Source organism: Allobosea sp. RIT-PG3_2 (genome assembly GCF_057321085.1).
Genome location: NZ_JBXWCA010000013.1, coordinates 68842 through 90537, shown reverse-complemented (window position 1 = coordinate 90537; position 21696 = coordinate 68842). Strand labels below are relative to the sequence as shown.

The window sequence follows — 21696 nt, the reverse complement described above, 5'->3', positions numbered from 1 at the left end:
GATTATCCAGAGGGAGATAGGTCTATGGCGAAGGTGGCATTGGTTACGGGCGGCTCGCGGGGCATCGGCGAGGCGATCTCGAAGGGCCTCAAGGCGGCCGGCTACAACGTCGCGGCGAGCTATGCCGGCAATGACGAGGCCGCGGCCAAGTTCACCGCCGAGACCGGCATCAAGACCTATAAATGGGACGTCTCGGACTACGAATCCTGCGTCGCCGGCATCGCCAAGGTCGAGGCCGATCTTGGGCCGGTCGACGTGCTCGTCAACAACGCCGGCATCACGCGCGACGGCATGTTCCACAAGATGACCAAGGAGCAGTGGGACGCGGTCATCAACACCAACCTCAACTCGCTCTTCAACATGACCCGCCCGGTCTGGGAAGGCATGCGCGCGCGCAAGTTCGGCCGCGTCATCTGCATCTCGTCGATCAACGGCCAGAAGGGCCAGATGGGCCAGGTAAACTACTCCGCCGCCAAGGCCGGCGACATCGGCTTCGTCAAGGCGCTGGCACAGGAGGGCGCGCGGGCCGGCATCACGGTGAACGCGATCTGCCCCGGCTACATCGCGACCGAGATGGTCAAGGCGATCGATCCGGCCGTGATCGAGAAGTCGATCCTGCCGCATATCCCGGTCGGGCGCCTCGGCGAGCCCGCGGAAATCGCGCGGGCCGTGGTGTTTCTGGCCAGCGACGATGCGGGCTTCATCACCGGCTCGACCATCTCGGCCAATGGCGGCCAGTACCTGGCCTGATCGCCTGGATCCGCCGCCCCGCTGCGGGGCGGCGGCCTTCCCCGCTCAGGCCATGACGGGGCGCGGCGTGCCGTCGCTCCCGGTCGCCTCCGGCTCCTGCGAGATCGACGGATTCATCGGATCGATGACCTCGAAGGGCCGCTCGACCTTGTCCGGCGGCGCGCGCATGCGCATGCGCAGACCGGCGACCGCCGCCAATGCGATCGCGATCGCGGCCATGAAATACAGCAGCCCGTCGATGTCGAAGCGCGCCATAATGCCGGCGCCGACAAGGGGCCCGAGCGCCGAGCCGAAGCCGCTGACCAGGATCAGGCGCCCGCTCACCGCCACCACGCGGTCCGCCGGCATCCGGTCGAGCGCATGGGCGACGCAGACCGGATAGAGCGTCGACATGAAGCCGCCGAGCAGCGCCGCGACCGGCAGCACCGCCATCAGCGAGCGCGGCATCGCCACCAGCAGGATCACGGCCGCGGCATAGCCGACCGCGAGGCCCGCGAGCACGAGCCGGCGGTCGTTGCGATCCGACAGGCGCCCGACCGGCACCTGGAAGGCGAGCCCGCCCAGCACCGCGACCAGCATGAACAGAGCGATCGTCTGCTGCGGAATGCCGTTGCTGAGCATCCAGGCCGGCACCAGCGCGTAGAAGGCGCTGGTGATGACGCCGCTGACCACGCAGCCGACGACCGAGAGCGGCGCCTGGCGCGATAATTCGCCGTAGCGCAAAGTCGCCTCCGGCGCGAGGCCCGGCGCCTCCGCCCGCGTCGTGCTGACCATGATCAGCGCCAGCGCGAACAGCGCGATGATGATCTGGAACGCGCCGGCGGACTGGATCGAGAGCCGGGCGACGGCGAGCTGGCCGATCGCGAGCGCCAGGAACGTCCCGACCATATAGGTGGAGAAGACGCGGCCGCGCTGGTCCGGCACGGCCTTGGCATTGAGCCAGCTCTCCGTCGTCACGAACAGCCCCACGCAGCCGATGCCGATCACCGCCCGGCATGCAGCCCAGACCAGCGCCGAGGTCCAGAGCGGCATCAGCGCGGTCGCGACGACGACGAGCCCGGCGAAGGCCGTGTAGGCGCGGATATGCCCGACGCGCTGGATCACCCCGCCGCTCGACACGGCGCCGATGGTGAAGCCGACGAAATAGGCGCTGAGCACGATGCCCGTCGCGGCCGGGCCGAAATCCTCGAGCGTCAGGCGCAAGGACAGGAAGGTGTTGAAGAAGCCGTTAGCGAGCTGCACCAGACTCGTCGCGGCAATCAGCGTTCCGATCTGAACCAGCATCGGCCAACCTCTCAGCAGCAGCCGAAAGCGTTCGGCCGGAGAGCGGAGAGGGCTAGCGCCCGAATGTGGGCTCAATGCGTCGAGGCCGCCGGTGATCGCCGGCGGCCTCGAAGAATGCGAGGTGAAGGGCCTGGGACGCGCTGCTTATAGACGGAACCTCGCCGTCATTCCGGGACAGGCCGCAGGCCTGAACCCGGAACCCAGAACCGATGTCCTCGATCGTTAGAGGCGCCAGGAAGAACCGCTTCATGATGGACGGCATCGGTTCTGGGTTCCGGGCTCGGCCTTTCAGGCGGCCCCGGAATGACGGAGAGGTTCCGTCTCAAGACAACAGGGTCCGGCTCAACTCTGTCGCGCGCCCTTCGGCAGCAGGAAGGTCAGCAGGCCTACAGCCGGCAGCCAGGCGCAGATCTTGAAGACCTGGATAATGCCGATCTGATCGGCGAGCGCGCCGATACCTGCCGCCGCGATGCCGCCGAGCCCGAAGGACAGCCCGTAGAACAGGCCGCCGACCAGTCCGACGCGATGCGGCACGAGGTCGATCGCGTAGATCAGGATCGCCGAAAAGGCGCTCGCCATGACGAAGCTGATGATGACGCTGAGCACGCCGGTCCAGAACAGGTCGGCATAGGGCAGCATCAGGGCGAAGGGCAGCGAGCCCAGGATCGAGAGCCAGATCACCCGGTCGCGGCCGATGCGGTCGCCGATCATGCCGCCGAGGATGACGCCGAGCGCGCCGACGACGAGATAGAGGAACAGCATGATCTGCGAGAGCTGCAATTCGACGCCGAAGCGCTCGATCAGGTAGAAGGTGTAGTAGGAGGTGAAGGCGGCGGTATAGCCGTTCTTCGAGATCAGCAGGACGACCAGAACCGCCATCGCCAGCAGCACGCGCCCATGCGGCAAGCCATGGCTCGCGACCTCCTCGGCATGCACCGGGGACGCTTTCTGCTCGCGGCGCATCGCCGAATAGCGCGAGCCGAGCCAGCCCATCACCAGCATCGCCACCAGCACCACGCCGGAGAACCAGGACAGGCTTTCCTGTCCGCGCGGCACGACGATCAGCGCCGCCAGCAGCGGGCCGATGGCATAGCCGATATGGCCGCCGACCTGGAAGACGCCCTGCGCCAGCCCCTGTCGCCCTGCCGCGGCATGGCGTGCCATCCGCGTCGCCTCGGGGTGGAACACGGCGGAGCCGAGTCCGATCATCGCGGCCCCGATCAGCACGACGCCGTAGCTGTGGGCAAAGGAGAGCAGCAGCAGCCCCGACAGCGTCGCGCACATGCCGGCGACCATCGCATAAGGCCAGGGCCGGCGGTCGGTGACATAGCCGAGCAGCGGCTGCAGCAGCGACGACGTCACCTGGAAAGCGAGCGTAATCAGGCCGATCTGCACGAAATCGAGCTGATACGTCTCCTTGATCAGCGGATAGAGCGCCGGGATCATCGATTGAACGAGGTCGTTCAGCAGATGTGCCAGGCTCAGCGCGGCCAGAACCGGCATCAGCGGACGACGGGCGACGGATTGCATCGGGATCGTGGTCATAAAGCAGGGAATGAGCCGCCTTGCGCGCGCGGTCAACGCTGCCCGGAGCATGACGCCCATCGCGCGGAAGCCGTGCTGCGGCGCAATAGGGGCCGTCATGCTCGGGCTTGACCCGAGCATCTCGTGCAGATGGAGGTTCTGATACCTGCCTGTCTCGAGATTCTCGGGTCGGCGCTTCGCTCCGCCCGAGAATGACGACGGAGGTCAATCGGAAAGACCGCCTCCAATATCGGCAAGCCCCGCGAAACCTGCTATCGCCGCGAAATTCCGACATCGCAGAGCTGCTATGACCTCCCGCACCGCGACCCTCATCGGCTTCTGCGCGATCCTGCTCTGGTCGACGCTCGCGCTGTTCACGGCGATGTCGGGCCGCGTACCGCCCTTCCAGCTCGTCGCCATGACCTTCGTCATCGGCGGGCTATTGATCCTGACGATCACGGCGCTGCGCGGACAGCTCTCCCGCATCAAGCCGACGCCGGCCTCCTTCGCGCTCGGGCTCTACGGCCCGTTCGGCGACACCGCTCTCTACTACGCCGCCGTGAAGACCGCGCCACCGGCCGAGGCCAACCTGATCCACTATCTCTGGCCGCTGCTGATCGTGCTCTTCGCCGCGCTGCTGCCGGGCGGCAGATTGAAGCCACGCCATCTCGTGGGCGCATTGATCGGACTCGTCGCGACGGGCCTGCTGGTTTCAGGCGGGCTCCGAACCGGCGGCGGCCTCGCGCTCGGGCATATGCTGGCCGCGCTCGGCGCCCTCGTCTGGGCGAGCTATTCGGTGATGTCGCGCCGCTTCGCCAACGTGCCTTCGGAAAGCCTCTGCATCACCATGCTCGGCTGCGCCGTGCCGGCGCTCGCCTGCCATTTCGCCTTCGAGACGACGCTCTGGTCGCTGACATCGATCGAATGGGCGGGCGTGCTCGGACTCGGCCTGGGCTCGATCGGCCTTGCCTTCGTCGTCTGGGATGTCGGCATGAAGCAGGGCGACGTCGCCCTGCTCGGCGTCGCCTCCTACGCCGCGCCGGTACTCTCGACGCTGGTCCTCGTGCTCTTCGGCTATGCCGAGGCGAGCTGGCTGCTCGCCGCCTCCTGCGCGCTCATCGTCTTCGGCGCGCTGGTGGCGAGCGCGGGTGGGCGGAAGACTTAGATGGGCGTCCTGCTCGGGCTTGACCCGAGCATCTCGTGACGCGGAAGCTCCCGCTCCTCATTCTGCAAGAGATTCTCTGGTCGAAGCTTAGCCTCGCCCGAGAATGACACCCCGGGACCCAGGCATGACCGCGCACTGCTCCCTCAATTCCGCCTGAGCAGCCGCTCCAGATAATCCAGCTCTTCCGATGGCCGCAGCGGGTCGCCGAGGCGCTTGCGCAGCTCTTCGAGGATGCGCCGCGCCCGCTGGGTCGCGCTCTCGTCGGCGCCGGGCACGCGCACGCGGCCATCGGCCCAGTCGCGCTGGCGCTGCGGCCGGCCGAGCGGATCCTCGCTGCCGCGCTGCTGTGCCGAAGGCCGGCCGGCGGGGCGCCCGTCCGGCTCGCCATATGCCTGCCCCTCGCCCTCGCCTTCGCCGGGCTGGCCCTGCTGCATCTGCTGGGCGAGATTCTGGCCGCCGCGACGCAGCGCGTCGAGCGCCCGGCCCTGCGCGTCCAGCGCCTCCTCGCCCTGGCCCTGGCCGAGCTGCCCTTCCGCCTCGCGCATCGCGTCCTCGGCCTCGCCGAGCTCGCCATTCTGCGGCGCGCCCATGCCGCGCATCCGGCGCTGGAGGTCCTGCAGCCGCTCGCGCAGGGCCTGCTGGCGCTGGGAGAGCCCCTGCCCGCCCTGCCCCTGGCCGTTCTGGCCCTGCATGCCCTCGCCGCCTTCGCCGTCCTCACCCTGCTCGCCCGGCTGTTGCCCAGGCTGCTGCCCGCGCTGTCCCTGTTGACCGCGCTGGCCCTGCTGCCCTTGCTGGCCGCGCTGCCCCGGCCGCGCCTGCTGCTGGCCCGGGCGCTGCCCGCGCTGGGTCTGGCCCTGCCGGCGCTGCTCGTTCTGATAATTCTCGTCGCGCAGATTCTGCTGCTCGCGCGTCATCCGGTCGAGATCGCCGAGCGCCTGGTTCATCTGGTTCTGGCGCGGATCGCGCTGGCCGGGCCGCGCCATCTGCAGATTGTTGAGCATCTGGTTGAGCTGTTCCATCAGGCGCTGCGCCTCAGCCATGTCGCCGCGCTTGGAGAGCTCCTCGATGCGGTCGAGCATGTTCTGCAGGTCGCGCGGCGTCACCGTGCGGAAATTCTCGGGCAGCTGCGCCTGGTTCTGCTCGCCGTTCTGCTGTTGCTGGCGCATCATCTGCTCGGCGAGCTGGCGCATGAAATTGTCCATCGCCCGGCGCATCTCGTCGGTGAGCTTCTTGATCTCCTCCTCGGAAGCGCCGCGCTCCAGCGCCTGCTGCAGGTTCTCCTGCGCCTGCCTGAGCGCCCGCTCTGCATCGGACATGTCGCCGTCCTCGAGCTGCAGCGCCATCGCCCACATCAGCTCGGAGACTTCGCGCAATTCGTCGTCGCCGCCGGCCCGGCGCAGCCGCTCGCCCAGCATGCGCATGCCCAGATAGACGCCGGTCTCCTTCATGAAGAGATCGGGCTCGATCAGCAGCGCATCCATGGCGAACTGGACCTTGGTGCGGTCCTCGACATTCATGACGAGCTTGCGCCGCTGCTCGACCAGCGCCTTGGCGATCGGCTTGGTGAAGGTGCGCTGCGGCAGCACGACCTCGACCGGCTCGCTGCGGCCCTCCTGCCCGGCCTCGTCCCTGGCGATCAGGACCATGCGGACCTTGGCGCCGGCCCAGGGATGGGCTGAGAAATCGACCGTGCTCTTCAGCTCCTCGTCGCCCGCGGAGGAGGACGGCACGGCGAGGTTCTGCTTCGGCGGCTCGACCAGCGAGCGCCCGCCCGCAGCCGGATCGGGACGAGAGACGGTCGCCTCGATCGAGGCGATGCCGTAATCGTCCCTGGCCTTGTAGGTGATGCCGAGCCCGCCGGACTGCGCGCCCGTCACCGGCTTCGGCGGATCGGTGAAGGCGATGGTCGGCGGCTGGTCGGCGATGGCCGTGATGTTCAGCGTCGTGCCGGGAGCACCGCTGCCGGTGAGCTTCAGCGTGCCGTTGCCGGCCAGCGTGAAGCGCTTCTCCAGCACCGCCTGCTGCGGCCCCGTCGGCTGTGCCGGCCTCGCGGGGGCGGCGTCCTTGGCAGCGGCATCCTTGGCGGCGGCATCCTTGCCCTCGCCCTCCTTGGCCTCCGGCTTGACCAGTTCGAGCCGCCCGGTCGTGGCGACGTCCATGCTGGTCTTGCCGGCGATGCGAACGACGATGATCGACTTCTCGGGCGCGTGGAGATTGGGGCTCGCCAGCTTGGCGAAATCGATCAGGATCGGCGGCAGGCGGGTATAGGCCGGCGGGTCGATCCAGGCGTCGATGCGGGTCGAGGGCGCGCTGCCGGGCGGCCCCTTCCAGTCGAAGGCGGCAGAGAGGCGCTGCGTCGCTTCAGGGCCCGCGACGAAGAAGGCGGTTACGGCGGCGAGCAGTGGCACGGCGCGGAACGCGCGCTTGTCATGCCCGGCCATCAAAGGCTGCGGCGGCGCGACCCGCAGAGCCGCGACCTGGCGGCTCTGGCGCTCGACATGCAGCTTCCACAGGGCCTGCGAGACGGGATCGGCCGAGCCGATGGAGAGGTTGTCCTCCAGCGCCGAGGCCGGGCGATGCCCGCCGGCGAAGGAACGATCGAGCCTCGTCAGCGCATCGCGATGCGTCGGCAGGACGAGCCGGGCGACATGCCAGAGGCTGCCGATCAGCGCCCCCGCGAAGACCAGAACGCCGACGATCCGCCCATACCACGGCAGATGCGTCCACAAGCCGAACCAGGACACAGCGAGGAAGGCTAGAATGACGGCGAGCGTCAGCCAGAGCCGCGGCCACAGCCGTTCCCAGCCGAGCGAAGCACGCGAAGCCAGCGCGAGACGGCGGAGCCGCTGCCGGATGCCGTCGATCGTATCGGGCGCCTTGCGGCGCTCTGCCTCGCTCATGCCATCGCTCCGGGCCGCCCCCATTCCTGTCCGATCTCGCCTGACCCGGTCAGGCTAGCACGGGAATGTGGCATTGCCAGCGCGAAGACGGCCTTTGCAACAAGCTCGACGTTTCGTGAACGGAGAGAGCCCCGTCATGCTCGGACTTGACCCGAGCATCTCCGCAACCAGAGCCCGCTGGCCATGAGATTCTCGGGTCAAGCCCCAGAATGACGCTGGAATCTACGCGAACCAGCCCGGCAGGCGGTCCGTGCCGATGAGCTCCTCATAGCTCTGGCGCGGGCGCGTCACGGCGTAGTCGTCGCCCTTGACCATGACCTCGGCCACCAGCAGGCGCTGGTTGTAGGTCGAGGACATCGAGGCGCCGTAGGCACCGGCGGTCATGAAGGCGACGAGGTCGTTCTGCCCGAGCTGCGACAGGACACGGCCGGTGGTGAAGGTGTCGCCCGATTCGCAGATCGGACCGACCACGTCATAGGCCACCTCGGGCCCGCCGATCGCCGGCTCCGTCACCGGCCAGATCTCGTGATAGGCCTCGTACATCGCTGGCCGCACCAGATCGTTCATCGCCGCATCGACGACGAGGAACTGCTTGGTCGGGCGCTGATTGAGATGCAGCACCCGCGTCAACAGGATGCCGGCATTGCCGACGATGAGCCGGCCCGGCTCAAAGCCGAGCTCGACATCGAGCCCCTTGGTCAGCTTGGCGACCATCTCGGCATAGGCGTCGATCAGCCCCGGCCCATAATCGAAGGTCTTCGGGATGTCGTAGGGGATGCCAAGCCCGCCGCCGAGATCGAGCCGGTCGACGCGGTGGCCCTCGCCCTTCAGCGAACCGACCAGCGCGACCATCTTGCCATAGGCCGCCTCGAAGGCGTCGATCTCACGAATCTGGCTGCCGATATGGACCGCGAGCCCCATGATCCGCACGCCCGGCATGTTGGCCGCCCGTGCGTAAAGCCGCCCGACCTCCTCGAAGGAGACGCCGAACTTGTTCTCGGAGGAGCCGGTGGTGATCTTGGCATGGCCGCCGGCGCCGATATCGGGATTGACCCGGAACACCGCCTCCTGCCGCTTGCCCAGCGAAGCCGAAACCCTGGACAGCAGGTCGAGCTCGCTCTCGCTCTCGATATTGACCTGGTAGATTCCGGCCTCGACGGCGAAGCGCAATTCCTGCTCGCTCTTGCCGACGCCCGAGAACACGATCTTCTCCGGCGGGATGCCGGCGGCGAGCGCCTTGCGCACCTCGCCTTCCGAGACGGTGTCGATGCCGGCCCCAAGCGCGCCCAGCGTCCTGAGCACACCGAGATTGCCGTTCGCCTTCATGGCGTAGAAGACATGGGTCTTGCCGGCCGGCGCGGTCTTCTTCACCGCCGCCTCGAACAGCTTGTAGTGCCGCTCGATCGTCGACGTCGAATAGACATAGACCGGCGTGCCGACCTCGGCCGCGATGCGCTGGAGATCGACGCCCTCGGCATGGAGCGAGCCGTCGCGATAGGCGAAATGATGCATGGACTTGAGCTCGCAATGATAAATGCGGGGACCCCGTCGTCATTCTCGGGCGAAGCGAAGCGCAGACCCGGGAATCTCTATGAAGAGATGCTCGGGTCAAGCCCGAGCATGACGCATGAACCGGTGCCGCCGCGACCGAGGGATCGATTACATCAGCGGGTCGAGGATGAACGGCTTGTTCGGCACGACGATCGCCTTGTTGGCCTTGGCAGGCTTGGCCAGCACAGAGGTCGAACCATAGGAGGCAGTGTCGTTCGACTGCCCGCCGATCTGGTCGTCGGGCAGGTCGATGGCGCCCGTGGCGTTCGGCGGCGCCTCCAGCGGCCCCTTGCGCCCGCAGGCAGCGAGCGCAACGGCCAGCAGGCCGACGACCAACAGGGTGCGGCCGAATTTCAGGCGGGAATCAAGCACGAAGACGAACCCTCGGAACGAAGCGTGGCGGGACAGTAGCGGAGGATGCGGCGGAGTGCGAGGCTCTCGGGAGCGTCATTCTCGGGCAAGCGGAGCGCCGACCCGAGAATCTCTTGCGGGAGATGCTCGGGTCAAGCCCGAGCATGACGTGTTACTTGGAGAGCTGCTTCAGCCAGCGCCGCGCCTGCTTGCGCACATTGGCCGGCGCCGTGCCGCCATAGCTGACGCGGCTCTTCACCGATTGCTCGACGCCGAGCACGGCGAAGACGGCCTCGGTGATCTGCGGCTCCACCGCCTGCATCTCAGCGAGCGTGAGCTTCTCCAGCCCGACCTTCTTCTCGGAGGCGATGCCGACGAGGCGCCCGGTAACGTGGTGCGCGTCGCGGAACGGCATCTTCAGCACGCGCACCAGCCAGTCAGCGAGGTCGGTGGCAGTCGCATAGCCCAGGCCTGCCGCCTTCTTCATCACCTTGAGGTCCGGCTGCATGTCGCGGACCATGCCGGCGGTGGCGGCGAGGCAGAGCGACAGCGTCTGCAAGGCGTCGAAGGTGCCTTCCTTGTCTTCCTGCATGTCCTTGGAATAGGTCAGCGGCAGGCCCTTCATCATCGTCAGCAGCGCCTGGAGCGCGCCGAAGACGCGCCCCGCCTTGCCGCGCACCAGCTCGGCCGCGTCGGGGTTGCGCTTCTGCGGCATGATCGAGGATCCCGTCGAGAAGGCGTCGGAGAGCCGGACGAAGCCGAATTGCGGTGTCGACCAGAGCACGATCTCCTCGGCGAAGCGCGAGAGATGCATCGCGCAGATCGAGGCGGCCGAGAGCGTCTCCAGCACGAAATCGCGGTCCGAGACCGAATCGAGCGAATTCGCCGTCGGGCGGTCGAAGCCGAGCGCCTTCGCCGTCATGTGCCGGTCGATCGGGAAGGAGGTGCCGGCGAGCGCCGCCGCGCCGAGCGGGCATTCGTTGAGGCGAGCCCGGGCATCGCGGATGCGGCTGCGGTCGCGGGAGAGCATCTCGACATAGGCGAGCAGGTGATGGCCGAAGGTGACCGGCTGCGCCGATTGCATATGGGTGAAGCCCGGCATCACCGCGCCGGCATAGGTGTCGGCCTTCTCGGCGAGCGCCTGCTGGAGATCGGCCATCTGGCCGTCGATCTCCTCGAGCGTGTCGCGCACCCACAGCCGCATGTCGGTCGCGACCTGGTCGTTGCGCGAGCGGGCGGTGTGCAGTCGGCCGGCGGCGGCGCCGATCTTGTCCTTGAGGTTCGATTCGACGTTCATGTGAACGTCTTCGAGCGCGCGCGAAAACGTGAAGGCGCCGCTCTCGATCTCGCCCTCGACCTGCTTGAGGCCGGCCGTGATGGTCGCGACGTCGTCCCTGGTCAGAATACCGGTCTCGGCCAGCATGGCCGCATGAGCGAGCGAGCCGCGGATATCCTGCCGCCAGAGCTTCTTGTCGAAATCGATGGAGGCGTTGATCTCCTCCATGATGGCGTCGGGACCTGTGGCGAAACGCCCACCCCACATGCGGTTGCTCACGGCGGTCTTTCCTGCTTCTAGGGCGCGATGGCGAGACGAACGAAAATCCTGGCCGCGACCGGGGCTCTGGCCCTCGTCGTCCTCGGTGGCGGCGCCGCCTTCTACTCCGTCACGGGGGATACCGGCAACGGATCATGCAGCGCCGCGCGCACGACCGCCGAGCACATGAAGCCGCTCGTGAAAGGCGAGGTCGCGGCCGTCGAGCTGCGCACCCGCCCGCAGCCCGCCCCGGAACTCGCCTTCACCGGCCCGGACGGCCAGCCGATGACGCTGGCCGCGCTCAAGGGCAAGACGCTGCTGGTCAATCTCTGGGCGACCTGGTGCGCGCCCTGCCTCAAGGAGATGCCGGCGCTCGACACCCTCCAGAAGGAGATGGGCGGCCCGGATTTCGCGGTCGTCGCGATCAACATCGATACGCGCAACCTCGACAAGCCGAAGACATGGCTCGCCGAGAACAAGGTCACCACCCTGCCCTTCTATGGCGATCCGCAGGCCGCGACCTTCCAGGCCCTGCGCAAGGCGCATAAGGTCGAGGGCATGCCGGTCAGCATCATCGTCGACAAGTCCGGCTGCGAACTCGGCATCATCCAGGGCCCGGCCGACTGGGCGAGCGCCGATTCGAAGGCGCTGATGAGGGCGGCGATCGGCAAGCCCTGAGCGCTCTGCGCCGCTGCGATGACCATAAGCTGACGAACTCTCGTCGCATTGCGGCGTTCTGCTGGGCGACGAACAGCGAGAGCCGGAAGGATCGGGCATGCCCAGCGCGCAGAAGCGGACGCAGCGTTTTCACCGGGCGGGGGCCATCCTGCTTGCAGTAGCGTTGAGCGCTGCCGGAGGGCTGGCCGTCGCGCAGGAGCGAAAGCCCATTCCCGGCACGAGCGTCTCGCTCGTCGCGCCCAAGGGCTTCGAGCCCGCCAACGGCTTCGCCGGGCTCGCCAACCCGAAGACGCAGGCCAGCGTCCTGATCGTCGAGATGCCGGCGGAGGCCTATCCGCAGCTCGCGACATTGTTCAACGACAGCGAGAGCGCCAAGCTCAACTTCGCCCGGCAGAAGGTCAACATCGCCAAGGTCGAGCAGGTCGACGGCACCGGCGGCGAGAAGGTGCCGCTACTCAGCGGCACGCAGGATGCCGGCGGCGCCAGGCTCGACAAATGGATCGCCCTGTTCAAGGGGCCGAAGACGGTGATGATGACCGTGCAGGCGCCGCAGGGCGCCAAGCTGCAGACGGCCGAGGTCAAGGCGCTCGTCGCCTCCGTCTCGCTCGGCAAGGAAGCCTCGCTCGACGAGAAGCTCGCGGCCTTGCCTTTCACGATCAAGACCGCAGCCCCCTTCCGCGTCGTCGACACCATCGGCGGTGCGGGCGTCCTGATGACAACCGGCGAGCGCAATGTCGATCCCTCGGGCACGCAGCCGCTGATGATCGCCGCCTATCAGATGTCCGCGCCCATCACGCCGGGCCAGGAGGAGAAGCTCTCCGAGACGATGCTGAGGAGCACGCGCGACATGCAGACGGCCGAGATCAAGGAACGCAGGCGCGTGCCCTTCGCCGGGCAGAACGGCATGCTGCTTTCCGGCTCGTTCAAACACCCCAATGGCAGCGACAAGGGCTTCGTGCAGTACCTCGCCATCGGCCCGGGCGGACGTTTCGTTCGGCTCATAGTCCTGGCCGACGAGCCCGAGATGCCGAAGCTTCAGCCGGCGGTCGAGCAGACCGCCGCCAGCATCGCCTTCGCCCCCAAGTAGCGCCACCGAACCCGCTCCGCGCACATTCAGCGGTTGGCGCGACTGCCGCGGAGCGGTTATTGCCTTCTCCATGACCTATACGATCGGCCTGGCCACTACCTTCCATGATCCCGCCATCGCGATCATCGGCCCCGATGGCGAGGTGCTCTTCGCGGAAGCGACCGAACGCTATCTGCAATACAAGCGCGCGCCGAACTGCGAGCCGGATTCGGCGCCGCGCACGGAAGGGCTGCTGAAGCGCTATATCCCGGAAGGCGCCGAAATCCGCATCGCCACCAGCTGGGGCGAGGATTTCACCGGCTTCCTCGACCAGATGGCGCGCGCAGGCTCCTTCACGCTGGAGGCCCTGCTCAAGCTCTCGCCGGAGCTCAACCGCTCGCTGGTGCCGGAGCGGACCGAGCGCGCGCTGATCGCCTCGCTTCACCACGCCCAGCAGCGCGCCGGCATGGGCGTGCTCCTCAGCCTCGACCGTGCCCATGGCAAGGCCAACGTCACAGGGCTGACGCGTTACGCTCATCATCTCAGCCATGCCGCCTATGCGTGCTGGTCCTCGCCTTTCGAGAACGCGGCCTGCCTCGTCGTCGACGGCATGGGCGAGACCGCCGCCTCGGCCATCTTCGCTTTGGAGAACGGCCGCATCCGCGAGGTGAAGCGCCATCGCGGGCGGGAATCGATCGGCTTCTATTTCGGGCTCGTCACCGATCTCGCCGGCTTCGACCAGGCGAAAGGCGAGGAATGGAAGATCATGGGGCTCGCCCCCTGTGGCCGGGCCGACCCGGAACTGATGGCGCTGTTGCGCAGGCTCTACACCATCGACGGTCACAAGCTCTCCTTCACCAAGGCCGACGTCGTGCAGGCCGTCGCCGCAGAAATCCTTGCAAAGCGTCCGGCCGATGCGCTCGACCAGGGCTGGGCCGACCTCGCCCGCTGCGGGCAGGACGTCTTCGCCGAGATGATGGAGGCGCTGCTCGGCGAAACCGCCGCCCTCGTGCCGAACGAAAACCTCGTCCTGACCGGCGGCTGCGCCCTCAACTCCTCCTTCAACGGCAAGATTACCGGCCGCCATGGCTTCAGGACCGTCTTCGTTCCCTCCGCCCCGGCCGATGACGGCAACGCCATTGGCGCCGCATGGCTCAGCCATGCCGAGGCCAATCCCGACTGGCGCGCGCCAAAGGGGCCGCTGACGCCCTATCTCGGCTCAACAGTCTCGAGCGAGCCCTTCGAGCGCATGCAGCTTTGGGAGAAACGACTGCGCAAGCTCGCACCGGACGAGGTCGCCCCCACCACGGCGAAGCTTCTGACCGAAGGCAAGCTGATCGGCTGGGTGCAGGGCCGCGCCGAGTTCGGCCCGCGCGCGCTCGGCAACCGCTCGATCATCGCCGATCCGCGCCCGGCCGACGCCAAGGACATCCTCAACGCGAAGGTGAAATACCGCGAGGCCTTCCGCCCCTTTGCACCCTCGATCCTGGCCGAGCATGCCGCCGACTGGTTCGAGAACTATCAGGACGCCCCCTATATGGAGCGCACGCTGACCTGGAAGGAGGCGGTGCGCAGCCAAGTCCCGGCAGTGGTCCATGAGGATGCGACAGGCCGCCTGCAGAGCGTCACCGAGGAGCGCAACCCGCTCTACCACGCGCTGATCTCGGCCTTCCACGATCTCACCGACGTGCCGGTGATCCTCAACACCTCCTTCAACATCATGGGCAAGCCGATCCTGCACACGGCGGAAGACGCGATCCTGATGTTCTACACGAGCGGGCTCGATGCCCTGGTGATCGAGGACTGGCTGCTGGTGAAGTGAGGGGCTAGCAGTCAGCCCTCCGAGAACACGCCGTCATCGCGGAAGCCGCGAAGCGGAGATCCGGGATCCATGCCGGAGCGCTTCCATGAAGGTTCGGGCATGGATCCCGGGCCTCCCGATGGTCGCCCGGGGTGACCGCGCGAAGTTTAGAGGGTGGAGAAGCATCGATCCGCCTCGGTGATCGGTCGGATCACGCGAAATCGCTGGTTTCGGCTACATTTGCCATCATTCTTCAGGCCCATCGGAAGGAGACGACGCCATGCTGCAACTGCGACCGAACTGCGAATGCTGCGACCGCGACCTCGGCCCGCAATCGCGCGAGGCCCTGATCTGCACCTTCGAATGCACCTTCTGCGCCGACTGCGCCGAGACGCGCTTCGCCGGCACCTGCCCGAACTGCGGCGGCGAACTGGTGCGCCGGCCGATCAGGCCGGAGCGCATGTTGGAGAAATATCCGGCCTCGACTGAGCGCGTGCGCAAACCGCACCCGCAATGCGCGGCGGCTTGAACTGGATTGGCGCTGAAACAAGGCCCATGCTAGCCAGAGCGCGATGACGACCGCCCAGCCTCAATTTTGGATCGTTGCCGGCCCCAACGGGGTTGGCAAGACGACTTACGCTTTCCGGCATATCAAGGCCGTCTCGGGCAGTACGCGTTTCGTCAATCTCGATGAGATCGCGCGTGGCCTCTCGCCGCTCGACCCCTCGATGGAGCAGCAGCGCGCCGCGCGCGTGGCGCTGGAGTTGACCCGCTCGCTGATCGCCGACCAGCGGTCATTCTCAATCGAGACCACGCTTTCGGGCAAGACCCATCTGCGCACGATCGAAGCCGCGCGAGAGGCCGGATTCGTCGTCAATCTGCTCTATTTTCTGGTCGCCAGCCCGGACATCTCGCTGGCACGTATCGCCCGCCGCGTCAGCGAAGGCGGGCACGATGTCGCCGAAATCGATGTGCGCCGCCGCTTCGAGCGCTCGATTGCCAACCTACCTGCCTATATCGGTACGGTCGATCAATGGCGCGTTTTCGACAACGCAACCTTGCGCCCGAAAGTCATCGCGGAAGGACGACGCGGCTGCGCATCCCTGATCGAGCGGGAGGGCGATCTACCCCAAGCCTTATGGGCGGTGCTGGAATCGCTGCCGCCCTGCAAGGAAGGCTGAGAAACCTCAGCTCGCCTGCTTCACCGCGATGCCCTTTTCCTCGAAGAGCTGCTGCAATTCGCCGGCCTGGAACATCTCACGGGTGATGTCGCAGCCGCCGATGAACTCGCCCTTGACGTAGAGCTGCGGGATCGTCGGCCAGTTCGAATAGGCCTTGATGCCCTCGCGGATCTCCTGATCTTCCAGCACGTTGACGCCCTTGAAGGGCACGCCGACATAGCCGAGGATCTGCACGACCTGGCCGGAGAAGCCGCACATCGGGAACTGCGGCGTGCCCTTCATGAAGAGCACCACGTCGCTGCTTTTCACTTCGGCATCGATACGGGCGTTGACGTCGGACATCGTCTGTCTCCTGAAGCGGGTTCAAGGCCCGCCGGATGGTTTCGTTCTAATCTTGGGGAACGCTCGTCGTCAGCGCAAGGGCGTGCAGCACGCCGCCCATATTCCCCTGGAGCGCGGCATAGACCATCTGATGCTGCTGCACCCGGGTCTTGCCCTTGAAGGCGGTCGAGCTGACCGTCGCGGCATAGTGGTCGCCGTCGCCGGCCAGATCCTTGATCTCGACCGCCGCATCCGGCAGCGCCGCCTTGATCATCCGCTCGATCTCGTGGGCATCCATCGCCATGGTCTTGTCTCCTCAGGCTGCCTTGCCGGCCATGTAGGACGGCAGCCAGTCTTCGTGGATCTTGCGGAGATCGGCGATCGCCAGCGCGGGCTCGCCCGGCAGCACAAGCGAAATGCCTCCGGTGCGGCCGATCGCGAGCGCCGGCACACCGGCCGCCTTGGCTTCACCGAGGATCGCCTCGGCCTGCGCGGCGGGAACCGCCAGGACATAGCGCGCCTGATCCTCGCCGAAGAGCGCGGCATGGACCGGGCCCGTGGGCAGCGTCTCGACGGTCGCGCCGATGCCCCTGGCCATCGCCATCTCGGCCAGCGCGACCGCAAGTCCGCCATCCGAGAGGTCGTGGCAGGTGGTGACCCGGCCTGCCGTGATCAGCCCGCGCACGAAATCGCCGTTGCGGCGCTCGATCGCGAGATCGACCGGCGGCGGCGCGCCCTCTTCGCCGCCGCAGACGGTGGCGAGATAAGAGCTCTGGCCGAGCCAGCCCTGCGTCTCGCCGATCAGGATGAGCGTCTCGCCCTCGGTCTTGAAGGCGATGGTCGCATGCTTGGTCACATCGGCCATGACGCCGACGCCGCCGATGGTCGGGGTCGGCAGGATCGAGATGCCGTTTGTCTCGTTGTAGAGCGAGACGTTGCCTGAGACGACGGGGAAGTCGAGCGCCTTGCATGCCTCGCCGATGCCGCGGACGCAGCCGACGAACTGGCCCATCACCTCCGGCTTCTCGGGATTGCCGAAATTGAGATTGTCGGTGATGGCGAGCGGGGTCGCGCCCACTGCCGTAAGGTTGCGCCAGGCTTCGGCCACGGCCTGCTTGCCGCCCTCGAAGGGATCGGCCTCGCAATAGCGCGGCGTCACGTCGGCAGTCATGGCGAGGCCCCTCGGGCCGTCCTCGATGCGGATCACGCCGGCATCGCCGCCCGGCGTCACCGCCGAATTGCCGAGTATCAGCGTGTCGTACTGCTCCCAGATCCAGCGCTTGGACGACAGGTCCGGAGAGCCGAGCAGCGTCTTCAGCGCCTCGGCATTGCCGCAGGGCGGCGTCACGCTCTCCGGCGCGATGCGCTGCTGCAGCTCGGTCTCGATCCAGGGCCGGTCGTATTCCGGGGCCTCGTCGCCGAGCTCCTTGATCGGCAGGTCGGCCATGACCTCGCCCTGGTGCTTCACGACGAAGCGCAGCGTGTCGGTGGTGTGGCCGATGACGGCGAAGTCCAGGCCCCATTTCTTGAAGATCGCCTCGGCGGCATCCTCATGGCCGGGCTTGATCACCATGAGCATGCGCTCCTGGCTCTCGGAGAGCATCATTTCATAGGCGCTCATGCCCTCCTCGCGGCAGGGCACCTTGTCGAGGTCGAGCTCGACGCCGAGATCGCCCTTGGCGCCCATCTCGACGGCCGAACAGGTCAGGCCCGCCGCGCCCATGTCCTGAATCGCGTCGACATGGCCGGCAGCCATGATCTCGAGGCAGGCTTCGAGCAGCAGCTTCTCGGCGAAGGGGTCGCCGACCTGCACGGTCGGGCGCTTCTCCTCCGACTTGTCGTCGAATTCGGCCGAGGCCATGGTCGCGCCGTGGATGCCGTCGCGGCCGGTCTTCGAACCCAGATAGACGATCGCCTTACCGACGCCCGAGGCCTTGGCGTAGAAGATCTCGTCGGCCTGGGCGATGCCCACCGCCATGGCGTTGACGAGGATGTTGCCATCATAACGGGTATGGAAGCCGGTGGCGCCGCCGACATTCGGCACGCCGAAGGAATTGCCGTAGCCGCCGATGCCGGCCACGACGCCGGAGACGAGGTGGCGGGTCTTCGGATGGGCGGGATCGCCGAAGCGCAACGCGTCGAGCACCGCGATCGGTCGCGCGCCCATGGTGAAGACGTCGCGCAGGATGCCGCCGACGCCCGTCGTCGCGCCCTGATAGGGCTCGATGAAGGATGGGTGGTTGTGGCTCTCCATCTTGAAGACGATGGCCGTGCCCTCGCCGATATCGATGACGCCGGCATTCTCTCCCGGTCCCTGGATCACCCAGGGCGCCTTGGTCGGCAGCGTCTTCAGATGGATCTTCGACGATTTGTAGGAGCAATGCTCGTTCCACATCGCCGAGACGATGCCGAGCTCGGTGATTGTCGGCTCGCGGCCGATCAGATGCAGGAAGCGCTGATACTCATCCGGCTTCAGGCCGTGCTCGGCGACGAGCTGCGGGGTGATCTTGATATCGTTCGGAATCACGGGCTCAGGGTTCCTGGCGGTCCGGCGAGGGGGTTTGGCAGGGGCATAGCCTGCCTCGGCGCGCGAGACAACGCATTCGGCCCTGGCGGTTGTGCTTCGGCCGTCAATGTGTATAGATTTTAAATCCTATACACATTGCGAATTCCGGCGGAGTTGGCTCATGCGGACCAATATCGAACTGGACGACACGCTCCTCGCCGAAGCCATGAAGGCGACTGGCCTGCCGACCAAGCGCGCCACGGTCGAGGAGGCGTTGCGCATCGTCGTTAGGCAACATCGTCAGCGTCGGACTCTGGAAGAACTCAACGGCCTCGGCTGGGAAGGCGACCTCGACACGATGCGGCAGGACATCGTCGAGCCGGATCACCGGTGATCGTCGTCGACTCGTCGGTCTGGATCGCTTTGCTGCGTGGCGAGATTTCGCGCGGCGTCACCGTGCTGCGATCCCTGGAGAACACCGGGGAGATCCTCGTCGGGGATATCGTTCTCCTCGAAATCCTGCGTGGCGCTCGCGATGAAGCGCACGCCGCGGCGATCGAAGAACGGATCCGCCAATTTGCCATGGTGGCCATGCTGTCGCCAGCCCTCGCTGTGCGGGCTGCATGGCATTATCGAGAGCTCCGCAAACGGGGCATCACCGTGCGCAAAACCGCGGACCTGATCATTGCGGCCTTCTGTATCGAGCACGGCCACCTTCTGCTCCATCAGGATCGCGATTTCGATCCATTTGCCGCCCATTGCGGCTTGCAGCTCGCCTGAATCGTTACATGGCAGCCAGCGCGGCCCGGAGCGGCGCGGGAATCGGCACGGGCCTCTGCCCGGCGCGCTCGACATAGACATGGGTGAAGCGCCCCTGCGCCGCCGCCTGCTCGCCGCCCTGCCGGAAGATGCCGATGCGGTAGGTGACCGAACTGTTGCCCAGCCGCTCGACAGCGATCCCCACCTCGACGATCTCGGGAAAGGCGACGCTCTCGAAATAGGTGCAGGCCGTCTCGACCACGAGGCCGACCATCTCGCTCGTCGCCGGGTCGAGGAAGCCGCCCTCGATCAGCCAGGCGTTCACCGCCGTGTCGAACCATCCATAATAGACGACATTATTGACGTGGCCGAAGACGTCGTTGTCGTGCCAGCGCGTTGGGATCGCGCGGAAGACGCGGAAATCGCCGCGTGACAGGCGCGGCTGACGCTCAGCCATTGCCGCCCCCCGGTTTCTCGCCGGCCTTGATCTCCGGCACGCCGAGCGCATCGGCAAGCCTCGCCTTGGCAGAGCCCGGCCGGAGCGGCTTCTGCTGGCTCTCATGCGGCGCCCAGCCGGAGACCCAGACGAATTCGAAGGTCGCCGGCAGGCGCCCGTCCGGATCGGCGAAGCGTTCGGCATAGAGCGCGACCGCGCGCAGCAGCGTCTCCCGCCGCAGCGGCGCCTTGCGGCGCGCGACGAGCGCATTGGCCCAGCCCATGGCCCTGAGATCGCGGAAGAGGCCGAAGGCATCGCGATACCGCACTGTCACCGCCTCGCTATCGACGACGGGCAGGGCAAAGCCCGCACGCTGCAGGAGCCCGCCGAGATCGCGCAGATCGGCGAAGGGCGCGACGCGGGGGCTCACGCCGCCGGTGGTCTCGCTCTCCGCTTCCAGCAAGGCCTGCCTCAGTTCCTGCAGGGTTCGGCCACCGAGCAGGCAACCCATGAACAGCCCGTCAGGCTTCAGCGCACGCTTGATCTGGATCAGCGCTCCCGGCAGGTCGTTGACGCCATGCAATGCCAGTAGCGAGACGGCGAGGTCGAGCGAACCCGCCGCAAGGGGCAGGCGTTCGAGATCGCCAATGAGATCGGCGCCCGAGCCTTCGGCTTCCGCCATGCGCAGAAACCAACCGGCCTTGCCCGCCAGCACCGGGCCGACGACGGGAAGCGGCGTGCCGAGATCGGCAGCGATCGCGAACTGCCTGAGCACCGCGCCAAGCCGCTCCTCCAGATCCCCCGCCGCGCGCTGCAGCAGGAAATCCGGATAGCCCTGCGCGAGCGCACGCCGCAGCCGCGAACGGCCAAGCGTGCGGTCGAAGACGAGGCTGTTGTCGCTCAACCGCGCATTCCCTGCGTCGCTGTGTCCGGCTCAGCGATCGAGCAGCTTTTCGATCTCGGCGCGCAATTGCGGCCCGAGGTCGCCGCGGTCGAGCGCATAGGCGACGTTAGCCGCAAGGAAGCCGATCTTCGAGCCGGCATCGTAGATCTCGCCGTCGAAGCGCACCGCGAAGAACGGCTCCAGATGCGACAGCGCGATCATCGAATCGGTGAGCTGGATCTCGCCGCCCGCGCCGGTCTCCTGGTTCGCGAGCAGGTTGAAGATCGTCGGCTGCAGGATATAGCGGCCCGAAATATGCAGGTTCGAAGGCGCGGTTCCCTTGGGCGGCTTCTCGACCATGCCGGTGATCTTCGAAACCTTGGCCTTGGCGTCCTCGACGCCGACGATGCCGTACTGGTGCGTCTGGTCGTCCGGCACCGGCGCGACGGCGATATGGTTGCCGCCATGCCGGTCATAGGCCTCGATCATCTCGGCGAGGCAGCCCTTGCCCTGGCTGTAATGCAGCATGTCCGGCAGCAGGAGCGCGAACGGCTCCTCGCCGACGAGCTCGCGCGCGCACCAGACGGCGTGGCCGAGGCCGAGCGGCGCCTGCTGACGGGTAAAGCTGGTGGCGCCGGCGGCCGGCAGATCGGCCTTCAGCGCTTCGAGCTCCTTGATCTTGTTGCGCTTGGCGAGCGTGTCGTCGAGCTCGTAGGCGAGATCGAAGTGATCCTCGATCACCGCCTTGTTGCGGCCGGTGACGAAGATGAAGTGCTCGATGCCGGCGGCGCGCGCCTCGTCCACCACATGCTGCACGACCGGGCGATCGACGATGGTGAGCATCTCCTTCGGGATCGCCTTCGTGGCGGGCAGGAAGCGGGTGCCGAGACCAGCGACGGGGAGAACGGCCTTGCGGATGCGTTTCGTCATGCAAAATCCATTGGGCGCGAATGCCTTTGCCGAAGCCAGGCGTGGTGGGGAAGGCCGTACAACTGTCATGGTTGCC

At 67.0% G+C, this 21696-nt stretch carries 21 protein-coding genes; 9 read left to right on the top strand and 12 right to left on the bottom strand.

The window, feature by feature from the left end; all coding sequences use genetic code 11:
• Positions 1 to 24: 24 nt before the first annotated feature.
• Positions 25 to 750 carry an acetoacetyl-CoA reductase gene (phbB, locus tag AC2FAN_RS26300; RefSeq protein ID WP_265050058.1) on the top strand — a complete coding sequence of 242 codons (726 nt, stop codon included), beginning with the start codon at positions 25 to 27 and terminating at the stop codon, positions 748 to 750.
• Between the two features lie 45 nt (positions 751 to 795).
• On the opposite strand, the gene AC2FAN_RS26295 is transcribed toward phbB, so the two are convergent.
• Positions 796 to 2034 carry an MFS transporter gene (locus AC2FAN_RS26295; protein WP_476806067.1) on the bottom strand — a complete coding sequence of 413 codons (1239 nt, stop codon included), beginning with the start codon at positions 2032 to 2034 and terminating at the stop codon, positions 796 to 798.
• Positions 2035 to 2376: 342 nt separating this feature from the next.
• The gene (locus tag AC2FAN_RS26290; RefSeq protein WP_265054913.1) at positions 2377 to 3579 is read right to left on the bottom strand and encodes an MFS transporter; all 1203 of its coding nucleotides are present in this window, start codon (positions 3577 to 3579) and stop codon (positions 2377 to 2379) included.
• Positions 3580 to 3865: 286 nt separating this feature from the next.
• On the opposite strand from AC2FAN_RS26290, the gene yddG reads away from it, so the two are divergent.
• Positions 3866 to 4723 carry an aromatic amino acid exporter YddG gene (yddG, locus tag AC2FAN_RS26285; protein WP_485176958.1) on the top strand — a complete coding sequence of 286 codons (858 nt, stop codon included), beginning with the start codon at positions 3866 to 3868 and terminating at the stop codon, positions 4721 to 4723.
• 143 nt (positions 4724 to 4866) lie between these two features.
• On the opposite strand, the gene AC2FAN_RS26280 is transcribed toward yddG, so the two are convergent.
• The 4 genes from AC2FAN_RS26280 to argH form a co-directional block, all read right to left on the bottom strand.
• Positions 4867 to 7623 carry a TIGR02302 family protein gene (locus AC2FAN_RS26280; RefSeq protein WP_485176957.1) on the bottom strand — a complete coding sequence of 919 codons (2757 nt, stop codon included), beginning with the start codon at positions 7621 to 7623 and terminating at the stop codon, positions 4867 to 4869.
• A 222-nt stretch (positions 7624 to 7845) separates the two neighbouring features.
• Entirely contained in the window at positions 7846 to 9135 is a 1290-nt protein-coding gene (gene lysA, locus AC2FAN_RS26275) for a diaminopimelate decarboxylase (RefSeq protein WP_485176956.1), read from the bottom strand.
• A gap of 147 nt (positions 9136 to 9282) precedes the next feature.
• Positions 9283 to 9546 (bottom strand): LPS translocon maturation chaperone LptM, encoded by a 264-nt coding sequence (gene lptM, locus AC2FAN_RS26270; RefSeq protein WP_265050063.1) that lies wholly within the window; start codon positions 9544 to 9546, stop codon positions 9283 to 9285.
• 151 nt (positions 9547 to 9697) lie between these two features.
• Positions 9698 to 11080, bottom strand: a complete 1383-nt coding sequence (gene argH / locus AC2FAN_RS26265; RefSeq protein ID WP_485176955.1) for an argininosuccinate lyase — start codon at positions 11078 to 11080, stop codon at positions 9698 to 9700.
• Positions 11081 to 11107: 27 nt separating this feature from the next.
• Here argH and tlpA point away from each other — a divergent pair, with 27 nt between their 5' ends.
• From tlpA to AC2FAN_RS26240, 5 genes are all read left to right on the top strand, one after another.
• Positions 11108 to 11737, top strand: coding sequence for a thiol:disulfide interchange protein TlpA (gene tlpA / locus AC2FAN_RS26260; protein WP_485176954.1), 630 nt, complete (start codon positions 11108 to 11110; stop codon positions 11735 to 11737).
• Between the two features lie 97 nt (positions 11738 to 11834).
• On the top strand, positions 11835 to 12824 hold the full coding sequence (locus tag AC2FAN_RS26255) for a hypothetical protein (protein WP_485176953.1): 990 nt from the start codon (positions 11835 to 11837) through the stop codon (positions 12822 to 12824).
• Positions 12825 to 12894: 70 nt separating this feature from the next.
• Positions 12895 to 14625 carry a carbamoyltransferase family protein gene (locus AC2FAN_RS26250; protein WP_485176952.1) on the top strand — a complete coding sequence of 577 codons (1731 nt, stop codon included), beginning with the start codon at positions 12895 to 12897 and terminating at the stop codon, positions 14623 to 14625.
• Between the two features lie 259 nt (positions 14626 to 14884).
• The gene (locus AC2FAN_RS26245; RefSeq protein ID WP_485176951.1) at positions 14885 to 15133 is read left to right on the top strand and encodes a DUF1272 domain-containing protein; all 249 of its coding nucleotides are present in this window, start codon (positions 14885 to 14887) and stop codon (positions 15131 to 15133) included.
• A 43-nt stretch (positions 15134 to 15176) separates the two neighbouring features.
• Positions 15177 to 15785 carry an ATPase gene (locus AC2FAN_RS26240; protein ID WP_485176950.1) on the top strand — a complete coding sequence of 203 codons (609 nt, stop codon included), beginning with the start codon at positions 15177 to 15179 and terminating at the stop codon, positions 15783 to 15785.
• A gap of 6 nt (positions 15786 to 15791) precedes the next feature.
• Here the strand turns inward: AC2FAN_RS26240 and grxD are convergent, their stop codons facing one another.
• The 3 genes from grxD to purL are packed head-to-tail and all read right to left on the bottom strand — an operon-like array spanning position 15792 to position 18633.
• Positions 15792 to 16127: a Grx4 family monothiol glutaredoxin gene (gene grxD / locus AC2FAN_RS26235; protein WP_265050070.1), complete on the bottom strand. Its 336-nt coding sequence runs from the start codon at positions 16125 to 16127 to the stop codon at positions 15792 to 15794.
• A gap of 46 nt (positions 16128 to 16173) precedes the next feature.
• Complete coding sequence (locus AC2FAN_RS26230) at positions 16174 to 16410, bottom strand: BolA/IbaG family iron-sulfur metabolism protein (protein WP_485176949.1); 237 nt, start codon at positions 16408 to 16410, stop codon at positions 16174 to 16176.
• Positions 16411 to 16422: 12 nt separating this feature from the next.
• Positions 16423 to 18633, bottom strand: coding sequence for a phosphoribosylformylglycinamidine synthase subunit PurL (gene purL, locus AC2FAN_RS26225; protein ID WP_485176948.1), 2211 nt, complete (start codon positions 18631 to 18633; stop codon positions 16423 to 16425).
• A gap of 160 nt (positions 18634 to 18793) precedes the next feature.
• Between purL and AC2FAN_RS26220 the strand changes: the two genes are divergently transcribed.
• Both AC2FAN_RS26220 and vapC read left to right on the top strand, forming a co-directional pair.
• Positions 18794 to 19006 carry a type II toxin-antitoxin system VapB family antitoxin gene (locus AC2FAN_RS26220; RefSeq protein ID WP_485176947.1) on the top strand — a complete coding sequence of 71 codons (213 nt, stop codon included), beginning with the start codon at positions 18794 to 18796 and terminating at the stop codon, positions 19004 to 19006.
• Positions 19003 to 19392: a type II toxin-antitoxin system VapC family toxin gene (gene vapC / locus AC2FAN_RS26215; RefSeq protein ID WP_485176946.1), complete on the top strand. Its 390-nt coding sequence runs from the start codon at positions 19003 to 19005 to the stop codon at positions 19390 to 19392. Before AC2FAN_RS26220 ends, vapC begins: the two co-directional genes overlap by 4 nt.
• 4 nt (positions 19393 to 19396) lie before the next feature.
• Here the strand turns inward: vapC and AC2FAN_RS26210 are convergent, their stop codons facing one another.
• From AC2FAN_RS26210 to AC2FAN_RS26200, 3 genes are read right to left on the bottom strand one after another with little or no spacing between them, the layout of a single operon-like run.
• Positions 19397 to 19828, bottom strand: a complete 432-nt coding sequence (locus AC2FAN_RS26210; protein ID WP_485176945.1) for an acyl-CoA thioesterase — start codon at positions 19826 to 19828, stop codon at positions 19397 to 19399.
• Positions 19821 to 20711, bottom strand: a complete 891-nt coding sequence (locus AC2FAN_RS26205) for a methyltransferase domain-containing protein (protein WP_485176944.1) — start codon at positions 20709 to 20711, stop codon at positions 19821 to 19823. The genes AC2FAN_RS26210 and AC2FAN_RS26205 overlap by 8 nt, the downstream gene beginning before the upstream one ends.
• A gap of 30 nt (positions 20712 to 20741) precedes the next feature.
• Entirely contained in the window at positions 20742 to 21620 is an 879-nt protein-coding gene (locus tag AC2FAN_RS26200) for a UTP--glucose-1-phosphate uridylyltransferase (protein ID WP_265050077.1), read from the bottom strand.
• Positions 21621 to 21696: the final 76 nt, after the last annotated feature.